The following is a 16,441-nucleotide window of genomic DNA, read 5'->3' as shown; positions in this document are numbered from 1 at the left end:
CGGGGCCCGCGAACGGTCCGCACCCGGCCGGGGACCAGACTGCGACGGAGCACACCGACACGACGTACACGGAGGGGCACGGTGCCGAGGACCGTCCGGCGCAGGCGCGCACCGCTCCGCAGCCCGGGCCGGGCGATCGCCGCGAGCTTCGCGGCCACGATCGCGGCCGGCACCGGCGTGCTGATGCTGCCCGCCTCGACCAGCGGCCCGGAGAGCGCCTCGTGGCTCGACGCCCTGTTCACCGCGACCTCCGCGGTGTGCGTGACCGGCCTCGTCACCGTCGACACCGGCAGCTACTGGTCGCCGTTCGGCCAGGTGGTGATCCTGGCGCTCATCCAGCTGGGTGGACTCGGCCTGATGACCGTCTCCTCGCTACTGGTCGTCCTGGTGTCCCGGCGCCTGGGGCTGCGCGCGAGACTCGTCGCGCAGGCTCAGTCGCGGACCCTCGACGCGGCCGACATCCGGCGTGTCATCCGGAACGTGGTGGTGTTCAGCATCGCCGCCGAGCTCGTCGTCACCACCGTCCTCGCGGTCCGGTTCGGCCTCGCCCACGCGATGCCGCCCGGCCGCGCCCTGTGGGAGGGCCTGTTCCACGCGATCTCGGCGTTCAACAACGCCGGGTTCGGCCTGCGCCCGGACAGCCTCGTCCCCTACGCCGGCGACGCCTGGATCCTGCTCACCGTGGCCCTCGCCGTGATCGTCGGCGGGCTCGGGTTCCCGGTCGTGTTCGAGCTGGCCCGTGCCTGGCGGCGACCCCGGACCTGGTCGGTCACGACCCGGATCACGGTGATCGTCACCGGTGTCCTGCTCGTGCTGGGCACGGTGCTGTTCCTGGTGCTGGAGCGGGACAATCCCGCGACCCTCGGCGCGCACCCGCCGGCCGGGCGGCTGCTGCTCGGCTTCTTCAGCGCCGTCATGCCCCGGACGGCCGGTTTCAACGCCCTCGACGTCGCCGCGCTCACCCCGGAGACATGGCTGGTCACCGACATCCTCATGTTCATCGGCGGGGGCAGCGCCGGCACGGCCGGGGGGATCAAGGTCACGACGTTCGGGCTCCTGGCCTTCGTCCTCTGGTCGGAGATCCGCGGGGAGCCCGATGTGGACGTCGGGCAGCGGCGGGTTCCCGCGGAGAACCAGCGCCAGGCGCTGGCCGTCGTGCTGCTCGGTGTGGGGATCACTGCGATCGCCACCCTCGTGCTGCAGGCCACGACCGACCTCGACCTCGACCGGGTGCTGTTCGAGTGCGTCTCGGCGCTCGGCACCGTCGGGCTCTCGACCGGCATCACCGCCACCCTGCCGGCACCGGCGCAGGTCGTGCTGGTCCTGTTGATGTTCCTGGGCCGGCTCGGGCCGCTCACCGTCGCCTCCGCGCTGGCCCTCCGCACCCGGCAGCGTCACTACCGCCGCCCCGAGGAAAGGACGATCATTGGCTGACCGGCACGAACCCGTCGCCGTGCTGGGCCTGGGCCGGTTCGGCAGCGCACTGGCACAGGAGCTCACCCGGCAGGGCGCGGAGGTCCTCGCCGTCGACCGCGATCCCCGCGAGGTGCAGGCCTGGGCGAGCGAGCTGACCCAGGTCGTCACGGCGGACAGCACCGACCTCGAGGCGCTGCGCCAGCTCGGCATCGGCGACTTCACCCGCGCGGTCGTGGCGATGGGCCACATCGAGGCCAGCATCCTCACGACCTCGCTGCTCGTCGAGCTCGGCGTCGACGACATCTGGGCCAAGGCGACCAGCCGACGGCACGGCAACATCCTGGAACGCGTCGGCGCCCACCACGTCGTCTTCCCCGAGTTCGACATGGGTGAGCGGGTCGCGCACCTGCTCTCCGGCCGGATGCTCGACTACCTCCAGGTCGAACCGGACTTCGCCGTCGCCAAGCTCCACCCGCCCTACGAGGCCGTCGGGAAGCCCCTGGGGACGACCGGCCTGCGGGCCCGCCACGGGATCACCGTGGTCGCGGTCAAGTCGCCGGGCTCGGGGTTCACCTACGCGAGCCAGGACACCGTGCTGACCCACGACGACGTCATCCTCGCGATCGGCGACCACGACGCCATCGACCGGCTCGTGAACCGAGAAGGCTGAGCCGGGGAGCAGGCCGTTGCGCCCCCGTCCGGCGGCGAGCACCGTGTCGGGATGACCGAGCCGCCACCGCAGCCGGGCCCGGTACGGATCGCAGGCCTGCAGTCCCCCGGCACGCCCGCGGACGTCCCGGCCAACCTCGCCGAGCTGGACCGTGCCGCCCACGACGCCGCCCGCCGCGGGGCGCGGCTGCTCGTGACCCCGGAGCTCTTCGTCACCGGCTACGACATCGGTGACGCCGTGCACGCCCTCGCCCGCCACGATCTTCTCGGTCCGGCCGCGGAGATCGCCGCCGCGGCCGGGATCGCGATCGTGCTCGGCGCCCCGGAACACGACGACGGCCGCTACTACAACTCGGCGTTCTTCCTCGACGACCGCGGCCGGCTGCGCGGCCGCTACCGCAAGACCCACCTGTACGGCGACCTCGACCGGGCGCTGTTCACCCCGGGCGACGACCTCGTGCACGTCGTCGACTTCGCGGGCCTGCGCATCGCCCTGCTCGTCTGCTACGACGTCGAGTTCCCGGAGCCGGTCCGGGCGGCCGCCCTCGCGGGTGCCCATCTCCTGGCCGTGCCGACCGCCCAGATGACGCCGTTCGACTTCGTCGCCGACCACCTGGTCCGCGTGCGGGCCTGGGAGAACCAGGTCTACATCGCCTACGTCAACCACGACGGCGCCGAGGGCTCCCTGACCTACGTCGGGCGCAGCAGCATCGTCGCACCGTCCGGGGAGGTGCTGGACCGCGTCGTGCACGGCACCGGCCTGGTCGTCGCCGACGTGAGCGCCGGCGTCGTCGAGCGCGCCCGGGCGGAGAACCCGTACCTCGCCGACCGCAGGCCCGACCTGTACCCGGCGCCGCACCACGCGGCCCACCGGCCGTGAACGCGAGCGTCCCGCGACGGCCGCGGACGCCGGGACGATCGACCCGTTCCGGCGCGGTCCCGAGCGGACGGGCGAGCGATCACGACGTCGCCCGGTGCGGCAGCTGGAACCACGCGCGGGTTGCGGCGACGAGCTCGGCGATGTCGGCGGGGGCGCCGAGGTCCCGACCCGTCACCGTGGCGATGCGACGCAGGCGGTACCGGACCGTGTTGGGGTGGCAGAACAGGATGGTGCCGGCCGCCTGCGCCGATCCGCCCGCCTCGACCCAGGCCTCGAACGTGGCCAGCAGCAGGTCGCGGTCGTCGGGCGGAAGCTCGAGCAGGCCGCCCAGCACCACGTGGGCGGTCTCCAGCGCGGCATGCGGGGCGGCGGCGAGCAGCACGCTGAGCGGCTGGTCCCGGAACTGCTCGACACCGCCGTCCGGTGGCAGGTTCTGCAGCGCCAGGCGCGCGAGGCGCAACGCCCACGCGGCCTGCCGCAGCTCACCGAAGACCGGGCTCACGCCGACCGGGCCGCCGGCGTGCCGGTCCAGCACACCCATCGCCTCCTCGCTCCGGGAGCGGTCGGCGAGCGAGAGCACGCCGAGCGACAGGTCGTTCTCGAGGCGCCAGACGGAGGTGACGTCGCAGGCGGCCAGGGCGCTCTCCACCCGCGGCATCGGGTCGTGGCCCAGCTCGGCCGTCGCCGCGACCACCATGAACGCCCCCTCGACCGGCAGCCGGAGCGCCTCGGCCACCTCCCAGACCGTCCCCTTCTCCGCGGAACCGGTGAGGATCGCCCCGACCAGGACCGCGCGCTCGCGCTCGCGCGCGCGGAGCAGCAGCCGGGCCTCGTCGCGATAGGCCTCGATCACCGCGTCGCAGTAGGCGTTGTGGAGGGCGAAGCCGGAACCGGCGAGGTCGATGACGGCGTCCTCGGGCACCCCCGGTAGCCGGCGTGCGGTCGCGACGAGCCGCGCCCACACCTCGCCGAAGCCGACCCGGTACGCCGAGAGCACCTCGACCAGGGGAGCTCCCTGGGCCGCGCGCGCCCTCCCCGTCGCGGCCGGGGCGCGGGCATCCACCGGGGCGGCACCGGTGAGGCCGTCGAAGATGTACTCCACGTTGGTCCGGACCGAGCGGTACAGGTCGTCGGCCGGGACGACGTCGTCCCGCGCGTACATCGGTACCTCGTCGACGATCCGCTGCACGACCGTGTCGAGCAGGGCCGGCAGGTCCGCGCGCACGCTGTCGACGATCAGCTCCGCGGCCGACCGCTCCGGCCTCGGGATCGGCGTGACCATCACGGCAGCCTACGGCGTTGTCACCGGGAACAAGCCGGACCGGCGAGCCTTGTTTCCCTGAACCTAGGGATGCGGGCGCAGCGCGGGGACCCTCTTCGTACCGACGCGAAATCGACAACGGAGTCGCCATGACCAGCCTCGCCGTGCTCCTCGACGAGTCCGCAGCGCAGTACCCCGACCGCCCCGCCGTCCGCCACGACGACCGGATCCTGACCTACGCGGCGCTCGACGAGGCTGCAGGCCGCGTCGCCGCGCTGCTCGCCGCGCGCGGCGTCTCCCCCGGCTCGCCGGTCGGGCTGATGCTGCCCAACGTTCCCGAGTTCGCCGTCCTCTACTACGGCATCCTCCGTGCCGGCGGCGTGGTCGTGCCGATGAACCCGCTGCTCAAGGAGCGGGAGGTCGAGTACTACCTGTCCGACTCCGGGGCGGCGCTGCTGTTCGCCACCGCCGCCTCGGAGCCGCACGCGACCGCCGGGGCCGGTGCCGCCGGCGCGGAGACCGTCCTCGTCGACGGCGACTTCTCGGCCCTGCTCGGCCAGCAGCAGCCGGCGCCCCGGTCGGTCGCCCGCGCCGACGACGACCTGGCCGTGCTGCTCTACACCTCGGGCACGACCGGCCAGCCGAAGGGCGCGCAGCTCACGCACGCGAACCTGCGCCACAACGCGTGGATCACCGCCACCACGCTGCTGTCGCTGAGCCCGGACGACGTCGTGATGGGCTGCCTGCCACTGTTCCACGCGTTCGGCCAGTCCTGCGGCCTGAACGCGGCGGTGTCCAGCGGCGCCTGCCTCACTCTCGTCCCGCGGTTCGACCCGCGGACCGCGCTCGCGGTGATGGAACGTGACCGGGTGACCGTGTTCGAGGGCGTGCCCACGATGTTCTCCGCGCTCCTGCAGCACGGCGGGCCGGCCGACACCTCGTCGCTGCGGCTCGGCGTGTCCGGCGGGGCGGCCCTGCCGGTGCAGGTGCTCGAGGAGTTCGAGTCCGGGTTCGGCGCCCTGATCCTCGAGGGCTACGGCCTCTCCGAGACCTCGCCGGTCGCGTCGTTCAACCACCCCGGCCGCGAGCGCAAGGCCGGCTCCATCGGCACCCCGGTCCAGGGTGTCGAGATGCGCCTGGTCGACGACACCGGCAACGACGTGGCCACCGGCGAGGTGGGTGAGATCGCCGTGCGCGGGCTGAACGTCATGCGCGGCTACCACAACCGCCCGGAGGCGACCCGCGAGGCGATCCCGGACGGCTGGTTCCGCACCGGCGACCTGGCCAGGCAGGACGACGACGGCTACTTCTTCATCGTCGACCGGAAGAAGTCCCTGATCATCCGCGGCGGCTACAACGTGTACCCGCGGGAGATCGAGGAGGTGCTCTACCAGCACCCCGCCGTCGCCGAGGCCGCCGTCGTCGGCGTCCCGCACGCCGAGCTCGGCGAGGAGGTCGGCGCCGCCGTCGCGCTGCGCGCCGAGTCCACACCGGAACAGATCCGCGAGTTCGTGCGGGAACGGGTCGCGGCCTACAAGTACCCGCGGAAGGTCTGGGTCGTCGACTCGTTGCCGAAGGGCCCCACCGGCAAGATCCTCCGCCGTGAGGTGACGATCCCGGCGGAGGTCCGGGCCTGATGGATCCCACGAGTACTGCCGCCCCGCTGGACATGCTCCTCGCGGACGGCGCGCTCGGACCGCTGCACAGCCTGCTGCCCGGCGGACCCGGCCTGCGGCTGGCCACCGACCTCGCCCGCAGGCCGGGCACGGTCGCCCGCCGCGCCCGTGACCTCACCGGCGAGCTCGGCCAGGTCCTGCTGGGCCGTTCCACCGCGTCCCCGGACGCCCGCGACCGCCGCTTCGCCGACGAGGCCTGGCGACACAACCCGGTGCTGCGCCGGGTCGTGCAGTCGTACCTGGTCGCCGCGGACACCGCGCGGGCGCTGCTGTCCGACGCGGAACTCGACTGGCGGGACCGCAACCGCCTCGAGCTCGCGGTCGACAACCTGGTCGCGGCACTGGCGCCGAGCAACAACCCGCTGATCAGCCCGGTCGCCTGGAAGGCGCTGATCGACTCGGGGGGTGGCAACGTCGTCCGCGGCGTGCGCAACCTGGTCACGGACCTGGCCGGCGCGCCGCGGGTGCCGACGATGGTCCCTGCCGACGCGTTCCAGGTCGGCCTCGACCTGGCCGTCACGCCGGGGGCGGTCGTGCTGCGCACCGAGATGTTCGAGCTGATCCAGTACACGCCGCAGACGCCGGTGGTGCGCAGCCGGCCGCTGCTGGTCGTCCCACCCGTGATCAACAAGTTCTACGTCGCCGACCTCGCCCCCGGCCGCAGCCTCGTCGAGTACCTGGTGCAGGGCGGCCAGCAGGTCTTCATGATCTCCTGGCGCAACCCCGACGCCCGGCACCGGGACCGGGGCATCGACGACTACGGGCAGGCGATCATCGAAGCCCTCGACGCGACGCTGGCGGTCACCGGTGCCGACGCCGCCGGGGTGCTGGGCTTCTGCTCGGGCGGCACGCTGCAGTCGATGGTGCTCGCCGCACTGCAACGGGACGGACGGCTCGCCGAACGGGTCGCGGGCTTCGCGCTCGCGGTGTGCGTGCTCGACCAGCACCGGGCGGGCGTGGCCGGCGCGCTGCTGGACGAGGACACGGCCACGGCGGCCGCCGCCGCGTCCCGGGCGCGCGGCTACCTGGACGGCCGGACCCTGGCCGAGGTGTTCGCCTGGCTCCGGCCGGACGACCTCGTCTGGAGCTACTGGGTCAACAACTACCTGCAGGGTCGCGACCCCGCGCCGTTCGACATCCTGGCCTGGAACGCCGACACCACGCGGATGACCGCGCGGCTGCACCACGACTTCCTCGGCCTCGCGCAGAGCAACGCCCTGACCAAGCCCGGGGAGGCGAGCATGCTCGGCCGGGCGGTCGACCTCTCGTCGATCACCGTCGACGGGTACGTCGTCGCCGGCGTCGCCGACCACATCTCGCCGTGGGAGAGCTGCTACCGCAGTGCTGCACTGTTCGGCGGCACGACCCGGTTCGTGCTGTCCACGAGCGGGCACATCGCGGCGATCGTCAACCCGCCGTCCAACCGGAAGGCCACCCACCAGGTCTCCGAGGACCTCGGCGCGGAGGCCGGGCAGTGGCAGCGGACCACCCCGATGGTGCAGGGCTCGTGGTGGCCCGACTTCCTGCACTGGCTCGGCGAGCGCAGCGGGCCGGAGCGGGACGCCCCGGCCGGGCTCGGCGGAGCCGGTCTGGTCCCGCTCGACGCGGCGCCCGGCACCTACGTCCTGGACCGATGACGACCGGCGGCACCACCCGGATCGTCGAGGCCGGCGGCCGGACGCTGCGGGTCGCGGTGCGGGCGGGCGAGCCCGACCGGACGCCGCTCCTGCTGGTCAACGGGATCGGGAGCCGGCTGGAGTCCTTCGACCCCCTGCTCGACCGGCTCGACCCGGCCCGCCCGGTGATCCGCTTCGACCCGCCGGGGATCGGCGGGTCGCCGCCGGCCGGTCGGCCCTACCGGCTCCCCGGTCTGGCCCGCACCCTCGTCGCCGTGCTCGACCGGCTCGGCCACGAGCAGGTCGACGTCCTGGGCATCTCCTGGGGCGGCGCGCTGGCCCAGCAGTTCGCCTGGACCGCTCGCCGCCGCTGCCGCACGCTGGTGCTCGTGGCCACCGGCACCGGCGCGGTGATGGTGCCCGCGAGGCCCCGGGTGCTCGCCCGGATGACGACCCCGCGCCGGCACCTGGACCCGCAGTACCTGCGGCGGGTCGCCCCCGAGATCTACGGCGGTACGGCCCGCACCGACCCGGAGCTGGCCGCGCGGCTGCTCGCCCCGAAGGGGCAGACCGGCTCGGCGCGCGGGTACGCGTGTCAGCTGCTCGCCGCGGCCGGCTGGACGAGCCTGCCGTTCCTGCCGCTGCTGCGGCAGCGGACGCTCGTCCTCGCCGGCGACGACGACCCAATCATCCCCCTGCTCAACGGCCACCTGCTCGCGGCGCTCATCCCCCGCGCACGGCTGCACGTCTACCCCGGCGGCCACCTCGAGCTGGTCGCCCGGCCGGAGCTCCTCGCTCCGGTGATCGACGAGTTCCTCCGCCCCGCACCGACCGCGTTCCACACCCACTCCGAGGAGGACACCTCATGACCGACCTGCAGGTGGGCATCGGTGATGCCCTGGGCACCGACTACTTCTTCATCCGGGACCAGCTCACCGCCGACCAGCTCGGCTATCTGACCCGGGCACGCCAGTTCGTCGACGACGAGGTCCTGCCCACCATCAACGAGTACTGGGACGCCGCGCAGTTCCCCTGGCCGATGGTCGAGAAGCTGGGGGCGGCCGGGCTGGTCGGCGACGGCATCGAGGGGTACGGCTGCCCGGCCATGGATCCGCTCTCGGCCGGGCTGGTCACCATGGAGCTCTCCCGCGGTGACGGCAGCCTGGGCACGTTCGTCGGTGTGCAGGCGGGCCTGGCCATGCGGGCGATCGCCTACTGCGGCTCGGAGGTGCAGAAGCGGCGGTGGCTGCCGCCGATGGCGCGCCTGGAGAAGATCGGGGCGTTCGCGCTCACCGAACCCGACCACGGCTCGGACTCGGTCGCGCTGGAGACCACGGCGCGCCGCGACGGGGACGGGTGGGTGCTCGACGGTGCCAAGAAGTGGATCGGCAACGGCAGCATCGCCGACGTGGTCGTGGTCTGGGCCCGGGACACCGAGGACGGGCAGGTCAAGGGCTTCCTCGTGGAGAAGGGCACGCCCGGCTACGACGCACGCGTGATCGAGCGCAAGGCCTCGCTGCGCGCGGTGTGGCAGGCCGAGATCGCGCTGGACGGCGTCCGCGTGGACGAGGCCGACCGGCTGCCCGGCGCCCGCTCGTTCAAGGACACCGGGCGGGTGCTCGCCTCGACCCGTAGCTCCTGCGCCTGGATGGCGCTCGGCCACGCCGTCGCCGGCTTCGAGGCGGCGCTGACCTACGCCCACCGCCGCCGCCAGTTCGGCCGGACGCTGGCGCACTCCCAGATCATCCAGCAGCGCCTGGTCCGGATGCTCGCCGACGTCACCGCCATGCAGCTGTACTGCCTGCAGATCGCGCGGCTGGCCGAGGCCGGCAAGCTGAGCGACACCCTGGCCGGCCTGGCCAAGCTGCACAACACGTCGAAGGCCCGCACGGTGCTCGCCGAGGCCAGGGACCTGCTCGGCGGCAACGGCATCCTGCTGGACTTCCACGTGATGCGGCACATGGCCGACATCGAGTCCGTGCACACCTTCGAAGGCACCGAGACGATGCAGACGTTGATCGTGGGGCGGGACATCACCGGCGTCGGGGCGTTCACCTGACCCTCACCACGCGACCCGGGCTCTGCCGGCGCGGGCCGCGACCAGCCCGCCGAGCACAGGTTGCGCGGCCCGCCCCCCGGGTGCCACTCATGGAGCTTTAGTCCTGTGGCACAGGACTAAAGCTCCATGAGTGGGTGCGGTCGTCGTGCAGGGGCGGGACGCGCCCGTGGTGGCGGGCTTCGCGACGCACCCCGACTGGGATCACGTGCAGCGAAACCATAATCGTCGCTTTGTCGTCACGACCGCCCGAACCAGTCGATACTTCCTTCGGCAATTTTGACGACGCTCGCCCCCAGGAATGAGGAGCACCCTGTGAAACCTGTCGCGAGCCCGCGTTGGCCGAGGGCTCGCCCCCGGGCTCAGCGGGAGCAGGTCCGGCACTCGACGCCGGGGCGCAGCGCCGTTGCTTCGCCCTGGGACGACAGGTTCGAATCAGACCGTGATGACGATTTTTCCGAACTGCTCGTTGGACTCCATGTACTGGTGGGCCTCGACGACCTGGTCGAGGGGAAAGACCTTCGCCAGCATCGGCTTGAGAGCTGCACGCTGCAGGCCGTCGCGGACGAACGCGACTGCTTCGGAGAGTTGTTCGGGGTCGGTGGTGATCTCGAAGAGCTCGTAGCCCCGGAGGGTCAGGTGCTTGCCAAGCACGTCCATGACCGGAAGCGGGGTCGTCTCCTCACTGAGTGCGCCGTAGACGATCAGAATTCCTTCCGGCGCGAGAGAGGCGGTCAGGTCGGCCAGTCCCGGCCCGCCGACCGGGTCGAAGGCGACCCTGGCGCCTGCCCCGCCGGTGAGACGGCGCACCTCGGCCGCGGTGTCCTGTTCGGAGGTGGCGATGACCTCGGCGGCGCCGGCGTCGAGCAGGGCCTGCTGCTTACGCGACGAGCGGGTGAGCGCAACGGGACGAGCGCCGATCATGTTCGCGATCTGGATCGCGGCCAGACCGACGCTGCTGGATGCAGCAGTGATCAGGACGGTGTCGCCGCGGGTGAGGCCGGCACGGGCGATGAGCCCGCCGTAGGCGGTGACGAACGGCATCCAGACCGCGGCGGCATCGGTCCAGGTCAGGTTCTCGGGGTGCTGGACGACCGCGTGAGCGGGTGCGATCACGAGTTCGCCGTGTACCGGGTAGTCGTTCATCCCGAACGCCGGGACGACGCTGACCGGGGTTCCGTTCGCGAGGTCGACCCCGGCACCGACGGCATCGACCTCCCCCGCGACTTCGTAGCCGATCCCGGCCGGCAGTACGGGGTCGTGGACGTACGCGCCGCTGCGGAACATCGCCTCGGCGCGGTTGACGCCGAGTGCTCGGGCCCGGATGCGCACTTCGCCGGGCCCGGGCTCGGGGATGTCGACGTCGTCGAGAACGAGCACCTCGGGTCCGCCGATCTGGTGGAATCGGACGGTCTTGGCCATGGAGGATCACCAATCTTCGTGGCGTGCTGAAGTTCGTGGCTCGGCATGGTGGCGTGCCTTGCAGTGGAGGAACCGTCCCAGGGGCCACCTGTGCTGGGGCATGCGCGGGATGTCGCGCGAACCGGTCAGGCGCGGCCGATGACGACCTTTCCGACCATGTGACCGTCTTCGATCATCTCGTGCGCCCGGCGAACGCTTCCGGCGTCCAGGCCGGACAGCTCTGTGGTCATGGTCGACTTCAGCTTTCCCTCGTCGACCAGGGTGGCGACGCGGGCAAGGAGGTGGTGCTGATTGATCATGTCGTTGGTCTGGAACAGCGGACGAGTGAACATCATCTCCCAGTGGAATGTGATGCTCTTCGCCTTCAGCGGCAGGATGTCGAGCCCCTCGGGCTCGTCGACGGCGACGATCGCCCCTCCTGGCCGGAGGATCTCGGCGTAGGTAGGGATCATTCCTGCGGTGCGTGGAGAGAAGATGTAGTCCAGGCCCGATCCGGTGATCCGATCGATCGAGGACGGCAGGTCGTCGTGGCCGATCACATGGTGGGCACCGAGCTCTGCCGCCCACGCCCGGGACTCCTCCCGCGAGGCCGTCCCCACGAACTCGAGGCCGGTCAGCACGCGGCCCAGCTGGAGGATCATCGAGCCCACGCCACCCGCCGCGCTCGGCACGAGCATCGTCCCCGTGTCGTCGGTACCGAGGCGCAGACGGTCAAAAAGGGTTTCCCACGCGGTGATGGTCGTCAGTGGCAGAGCTGCAGCCTCCGAGAAGCTCAGCGAGACCGGCTTCGGCCCCACGATCCGCTCGTCGACCACGTGGTACTCGGCGTTGGTCCCCTGCCGTGCGATCGACCCCGCATAGTAGACATCGGCGCCGACCTCGAACATCGACACCTCACTGCCGACCCCGACCACGACACCGGCAGCGTCGTAGCCGAGGACCTTCGGCTCGCCGTTCGGGTCGGTGCCGCGCCGTTGCTTGGTGTCGACCGGGTTCACGGACACTGCTCGAACATCCACGAGCAGGTCATGAGGGCCCGGCGTGGGCGTCGGCAGCGTGACGTCCTCCAGTGCGGCCGGCTCGGTGATCGGTAACGGCCGGCGGTAGGCGACCGCTGCCATGGTCGGTGGGATGGGCATGACCCGACGGTATCGATGCAGTCCCAGTTACCTGCAACGGCGACAACTTCCCAATGGGTATCATTGGGAAGTGCCCATCTCCGATTCCCCTGCACACGACGTCTACGCAGCAGCCTGTCCCTGCCGCGACATGCTCGACCTCCTGGCGAACAAGTGGAGCGCGATGATCCTCGGCGCCCTCGAGGACGGACCACAGCGATTCGGCTCCCTCCGCGCGCGCCTGGAAGGCGTGAGCCCCAAGGTCCTCACGCAGACGCTTCGCCGACTCGAACAGCACGCCTTGATCGAACGGGAGGTGTTCGCCGAGGTGCCACCACGGGTCGAGTACTCCCTGACCCGACTGGGGCGCGACGCCAACCTCCCGCTGTTGGGACTGCGTCGCTGGGTCGAGGAGAACATCCATCGCTTTCCCGCCTCGACGGAGTGAGCTGCCGGCCCAGCTGAGCCCTCCCACCACCGGTTCTGCGCGACGGGAAGCCGATCCCCGCATCCGTCACCGTCGATCTCGCCGGCAGGTCGGCCGGCCCTACCCAGACAGCGCTTGGCAGTACTGATATATACAAGTACAGTGCTCCCGTCGGACGAAGGGAAACGGGATGTCACTCGTCAACACACTTGACCTGACCACGGTCGCTCGTCGGGAGGGCTTCGCCGTGGCCGCTGTCAACGTCGTCGACGACCTGTCGGCGCGGGCAGCGGTATTCGCCGCCGAGCAGGCAGAGTCGCCGATCATCCTGCAGACCTCGGTGAAAACCCTCCGCCGTGCCGGGGTGTCGCTCATGTCGAGCATGCTGCGCACGATTGCCACAGGGGCCTCGGTGCCGGTCGCGCTGCATCTCGACCATTGCCCCGACCGGGCGCTGATCAGCGAGGTCGTCACACACGGGTGGAGCTCGGTGCTCTTCGACGCGTCAGCGCTCCCTTTCGACGAGGCCGTCGGTCAGACCGGCGAGGTGGTCCGGGAGGCGCACGTTCACGGCGTGACCGTCGAATCGGAGATCGAGAACATCATCGGGGTCGAGGACGGCATCGGGTCCGACGAGGCTCTGCACTCGTACACCGAGGAAGAACTCGCGGAGGCTGCGCGGGTCAGCGGCGCTGACATGATCGCACCACAGGTCGGGACGGCTCACGGCATGTACTCCGCAGCACCGCAGCTACGGTTCGACCGGGTCGCGAAGCTCGTCTCACTGACCGATCGGCCCGTGGTCCTGCACGGCGGGACGGGCCTGTCCGACCGGGACTTCCGCCGGTTCGTCGAGGCCGGCATCTCCAAGATCAATATCTCGACGGCGCTCAAGCACGCCTACATGAACGCTGCCCGCGAGCACCTCGAGGAGGCCGAACGTCGGCGCAGGTGGGAACCCACGGCCCTGTTCGATCAGGTGGCCGAAGCCGTCACCGCGGTCGTCGGATGGCACATCGGAGTGTTCGGCGGACATGGAGCCGACCAGCACTGGAGCGCCGCATGAAGCACCCACGTGCTCTCCTCCTGGACTGTGACGGTGTACTGGCCGACACCGAGCTCGAGGGACACCTTCCCGCGTTCAACGAGGCGTTCGAGAAGCTTGGCCTCACTCTTCACTGGACCCCTGAGCAGTACCACTCACTGCTGGCCGTGGGTGGCGGCAAAGAGCGGCTCGCGGCATTCTTGAATGCCCATCCGGACGAAGCTCCTGCGTCCGACGGCGACCGCCAGGGGCTGATCGGGCGGGTGCACAGGCTCAAGAGCGAACTGTACGTCCAACGCGTCCGACACGGTGCGCTTCCCGCCCGGCCCGGGGTTCGACGACTGATCGCCGAGGCGCTGGACACCGGCTGGCAGGTGGCCGTGGCGTCGACGTCGGCCCCGGCCAGTGTCGAGGCGGTACTGGGCGCCGTCGTCGGACCGAGACTGCGAGCCCGGATGGCCGGAATCTTCGCAGGCGACGTCGTCGCCGCCAAGAAGCCTGCTCCGGACATCTACGAGCTCGCGCTACGAGAACTCGGCAGGTCCCCCGAGGATTCGGTCATCATCGAGGACTCCGGAGCCGGCGCGACGGCCGCCGCCCGGTCCGGCACTCGCCACGTGGTCACCCTGAGCCACTTCACCGTCGACGATACGTTCCCCGCGGCCAGCGCCGTGCTCTCCGATCTGGGCGACGTGGGCGCCCCGGCACGGCTCGTCAGCGGCACCGACGTGCGCAACAGCGACGGCGTCGTCGACCTGGCAACCTTGGAGAAGACCCTGTTCGCGTAGTGACGCGAGACCGGCCTGCGCCCGTCACGTGGCTCGCGGGCCCCCGGCCGCCTTCGGCGTCGGGTTGTGGAACTCGAACGTGATCTTCATCTTGTCCCCGCGGAACAAGACATGGCAGAACTCGAACGGATTCCCCACCTCGGTGTAGTTCGTCTCCTGCAGTTGCAGCAGGGTGAACCCGGTCTTCACCTGCAGTAGCTGCGCGTCACGTTCGCTGGCCAGCGCCGTTTCCACCGACTCCACCACACGAGCCGGACGGAGACCGTAGCTCTCCTCCAGGATGCGGCGCAGCTGACCACTCTCGAGGTCCTTCGTGTCGAGGTCCGGGCACCGCTCGACCGGGACGAACGACAGGTGGATGCTCAGCGGCGCACCGTTCATGGTGCGGAGCCGCTCGATCCTGTGCACCCGTTGCCCCTCGGCGAGGTCCAGCTGCTTGCGCAGCCGTGCCGATGCCTCCTGCTGCGAAGCGCCGACGAGGATGATCCGGCTCTCGATGCCGAGCTCGTCGAGCTGGCCTTGGATTCCGATCGGCAGATGTGGCCGGTTGGCGACCTTCGGTTCCGCCACGAACGTTCCCTTGCCCGGTACCCGATAGACGAGGCCCTGGTGGGCGAGCCGGGTGATGACGCCGCGCGTGGTCATGCGGCTGAGCCCGTAGGTCCCGCTGAGCTCGTTTTCGGACGGGATCTGCGAGTTGGGGCGCCACTCCTCGTTCGCGATGCGATCCTTGATGGCCTCTTCGAGCTGGACATGGAGCGGCGTGGGGCTATGACGGTCGAGCATCCACCTCACCAGGACCGATCACGGCCGACCGATGTCGGCAACAGGTATGTACAGGTACAGGTACAGAGTATCAGCCATGCCGATGGCAGTGCGAAGCCCCGGTGCGCGCGTCAGCGTTCGCGCACACCGGGGCTCAGGGGACGGTGGCGGTCGGTCAGTCTCGAGGGACCGCATCCCAGCGGCCCCGGACGTACTGTCCGGGGTACGGGGCGTCTTCCCAGCTCAGACCAAGTTCCCAGGCCGCGCGCAGCGGCCAGGCCGACTCCCGCAATGCGACGCGGGCCAGGAACACCGCGTCGGCGTCGCCGGCTTCCAGGAGGTTCTCGGCCTGTTTGGGTTCGAGGATCAGGCCGACCGCCGCGGTGGGGATGCCGTTGTCCGCGCGGATACGTGCGGACAACGGCACCTGGTAGTTGCGTCCGACTGGAATGTCGGCCGGCCCGATGCTGCCGCTGGAGACGTCGATCAGGTCGACGCCCCGGGCCTTCAGCAACCCGGCGAGGCGGCTGGTCTGCTCGAGGTCCCAGCCACCGGGGATCCAGTCGGTCGCCGACACACGCACGAACAAGGGCTTGCCCTGCGGCCACGCTGCACGCACGGCGTCGACCACCTGCAGGGGAAACCGGATTCGCCCTTCGAAGGATCCGCCATAGTCGTCGTCTCGGTCGTTCGCGATCGGTGAGAGGAACTCGTGGAGGAGGTAGCCGTGAGCGGCGTGGATCTCCAGCACGTCGGCGCCGGTCCGATCGGCCCGGTGCGCCGCCGCGACGAACGCATCACGCACCTCGTCCATCTCATCGTGGGTCAGCGGCTTGGGCGGCGGATTGCCGTGATGCGGGATCGCCGACGGTGCCACCGTGGTCCATCCGTCCGCGGTCGCGGGGACCGCGCCCTTCGGCTCCCCGGGAAATCCACGATAGGTGGATGCCTTGCGCCCGGCGTGTGAGATCTGGAAACCGAACCTCGCTCCCTGCGCGTGCACGAAGTCGACGATCCGGGTCCACGCCTCGGCCTGTTCGTCCGACCACAACCCGGCATCCTGGGCAGTGATACGGCCTTGCGCCGTCACGGCGACGGCCTCGGACATGACCAGGCCGAATCCGCCCTGGGCGCGGGCGCCGAGATGCGCCAGATGCCAGTCGTGCGGCATGCCGTCCTGGGCCTCACAGGAGTACTGGCACATCGGGGAAAGCCAGATGCGGTTGGGGAAGGACACGTCGCGAAGGCGGAACGGTTCGAACAGCAGAGGCATGTCATCAGTCTTCCGGTCGGATGGTCAGG

15 protein-coding genes are annotated in these 16,441 nt (G+C 70.9%); 10 read left to right on the top strand and 5 right to left on the bottom strand.

What is annotated here, in order from left to right:
• Positions 1-81: 81 nt before the first annotated feature.
• Genes H7X46_RS04620 through H7X46_RS04610 form a run of 3 tightly spaced genes read left to right on the top strand, consistent with a single transcriptional unit; the run spans position 82 to position 2,965 of the window.
• Positions 82-1,434, top strand: a complete 1,353-nt coding sequence (locus tag H7X46_RS04620) for a TrkH family potassium uptake protein (RefSeq protein ID WP_370588607.1) — start codon at positions 82-84, stop codon at positions 1,432-1,434.
• Positions 1,427-2,086, top strand: a complete 660-nt coding sequence (locus tag H7X46_RS04615) for a TrkA family potassium uptake protein (RefSeq protein ID WP_186358216.1) — start codon at positions 1,427-1,429, stop codon at positions 2,084-2,086. The genes H7X46_RS04620 and H7X46_RS04615 overlap by 8 nt, the downstream gene beginning before the upstream one ends.
• A gap of 51 nt (positions 2,087-2,137) precedes the next feature.
• Complete coding sequence (locus H7X46_RS04610; protein ID WP_186358215.1) at positions 2,138-2,965, top strand: carbon-nitrogen hydrolase family protein; 828 nt, start codon at positions 2,138-2,140, stop codon at positions 2,963-2,965.
• Positions 2,966-3,044: 79 nt separating this feature from the next.
• Here H7X46_RS04610 and H7X46_RS04605 read toward each other — a convergent pair whose 3' ends face one another.
• A complete protein-coding gene (locus H7X46_RS04605) occupies positions 3,045-4,247 on the bottom strand; it encodes a CdaR family transcriptional regulator (RefSeq protein WP_186358214.1) in 1,203 nt (400 codons plus the stop codon).
• Between the two features lie 128 nt (positions 4,248-4,375).
• Here H7X46_RS04605 and H7X46_RS04600 point away from each other — a divergent pair, with 128 nt between their 5' ends.
• Genes H7X46_RS04600 through H7X46_RS04585 form a run of 4 tightly spaced genes read left to right on the top strand, consistent with a single transcriptional unit; the run spans position 4,376 to position 9,577 of the window.
• Complete coding sequence (locus H7X46_RS04600; RefSeq protein WP_186358213.1) at positions 4,376-5,863, top strand: long-chain fatty acid--CoA ligase; 1,488 nt, start codon at positions 4,376-4,378, stop codon at positions 5,861-5,863.
• Complete coding sequence (locus H7X46_RS04595; RefSeq protein ID WP_186358212.1) at positions 5,863-7,539, top strand: alpha/beta hydrolase; 1,677 nt, start codon at positions 5,863-5,865, stop codon at positions 7,537-7,539. The genes H7X46_RS04600 and H7X46_RS04595 overlap by 1 nt, the downstream gene beginning before the upstream one ends.
• Positions 7,536-8,387: a poly(3-hydroxyalkanoate) depolymerase gene (phaZ, locus tag H7X46_RS04590; protein ID WP_186358211.1), complete on the top strand. Its 852-nt coding sequence runs from the start codon at positions 7,536-7,538 to the stop codon at positions 8,385-8,387. Before H7X46_RS04595 ends, phaZ begins: the two co-directional genes overlap by 4 nt.
• Positions 8,384-9,577, top strand: a complete 1,194-nt coding sequence (locus H7X46_RS04585; RefSeq protein ID WP_186358210.1) for an acyl-CoA dehydrogenase family protein — start codon at positions 8,384-8,386, stop codon at positions 9,575-9,577. The genes phaZ and H7X46_RS04585 overlap by 4 nt, the downstream gene beginning before the upstream one ends.
• Positions 9,578-10,009: 432 nt before the next feature.
• Here the strand turns inward: H7X46_RS04585 and H7X46_RS04580 are convergent, their stop codons facing one another.
• On the bottom strand, positions 10,010-10,996 hold the full coding sequence (locus H7X46_RS04580; RefSeq protein ID WP_186358209.1) for a zinc-dependent alcohol dehydrogenase family protein: 987 nt from the start codon (positions 10,994-10,996) through the stop codon (positions 10,010-10,012).
• A gap of 125 nt (positions 10,997-11,121) precedes the next feature.
• A complete protein-coding gene (locus H7X46_RS04575; protein ID WP_222131195.1) occupies positions 11,122-12,135 on the bottom strand; it encodes a zinc-binding alcohol dehydrogenase family protein in 1,014 nt (337 codons plus the stop codon).
• Between the two features lie 70 nt (positions 12,136-12,205).
• Between H7X46_RS04575 and H7X46_RS04570 the strand changes: the two genes are divergently transcribed.
• The 3 genes from H7X46_RS04570 (at position 12,206) to H7X46_RS04560 (ending at position 14,374) form a co-directional block, all read left to right on the top strand.
• A complete protein-coding gene (locus H7X46_RS04570) occupies positions 12,206-12,562 on the top strand; it encodes a winged helix-turn-helix transcriptional regulator (protein ID WP_370588606.1) in 357 nt (118 codons plus the stop codon).
• 169 nt (positions 12,563-12,731) lie between these two features.
• Entirely contained in the window at positions 12,732-13,607 is an 876-nt protein-coding gene (locus H7X46_RS04565; RefSeq protein ID WP_186358208.1) for a class II fructose-bisphosphate aldolase, read from the top strand.
• Positions 13,604-14,374 carry an HAD-IA family hydrolase gene (locus tag H7X46_RS04560; protein ID WP_186358207.1) on the top strand — a complete coding sequence of 257 codons (771 nt, stop codon included), beginning with the start codon at positions 13,604-13,606 and terminating at the stop codon, positions 14,372-14,374. Before H7X46_RS04565 ends, H7X46_RS04560 begins: the two co-directional genes overlap by 4 nt.
• A 24-nt stretch (positions 14,375-14,398) precedes the next feature.
• Here H7X46_RS04560 and H7X46_RS04555 read toward each other — a convergent pair whose 3' ends face one another.
• Together H7X46_RS04555 and H7X46_RS04550 are read right to left on the bottom strand one after the other, a co-directional pair.
• On the bottom strand, positions 14,399-15,160 hold the full coding sequence (locus tag H7X46_RS04555; protein ID WP_186358206.1) for a GntR family transcriptional regulator: 762 nt from the start codon (positions 15,158-15,160) through the stop codon (positions 14,399-14,401).
• A 154-nt stretch (positions 15,161-15,314) separates the two neighbouring features.
• The gene (locus H7X46_RS04550; protein WP_186358205.1) at positions 15,315-16,412 is read right to left on the bottom strand and encodes an NADH:flavin oxidoreductase/NADH oxidase; all 1,098 of its coding nucleotides are present in this window, start codon (positions 16,410-16,412) and stop codon (positions 15,315-15,317) included.
• Positions 16,413-16,441: the final 29 nt, after the last annotated feature.

Source organism: Pseudonocardia sp. C8 (genome assembly GCF_014267175.1).
In the GTDB taxonomy this organism is placed as follows: domain Bacteria; phylum Actinomycetota; class Actinomycetes; order Mycobacteriales; family Pseudonocardiaceae; genus Pseudonocardia.
The sequence above is the reverse complement of the archived record's forward strand: the minus strand, read 5'-3'. Positions and strand labels throughout refer to the sequence as shown.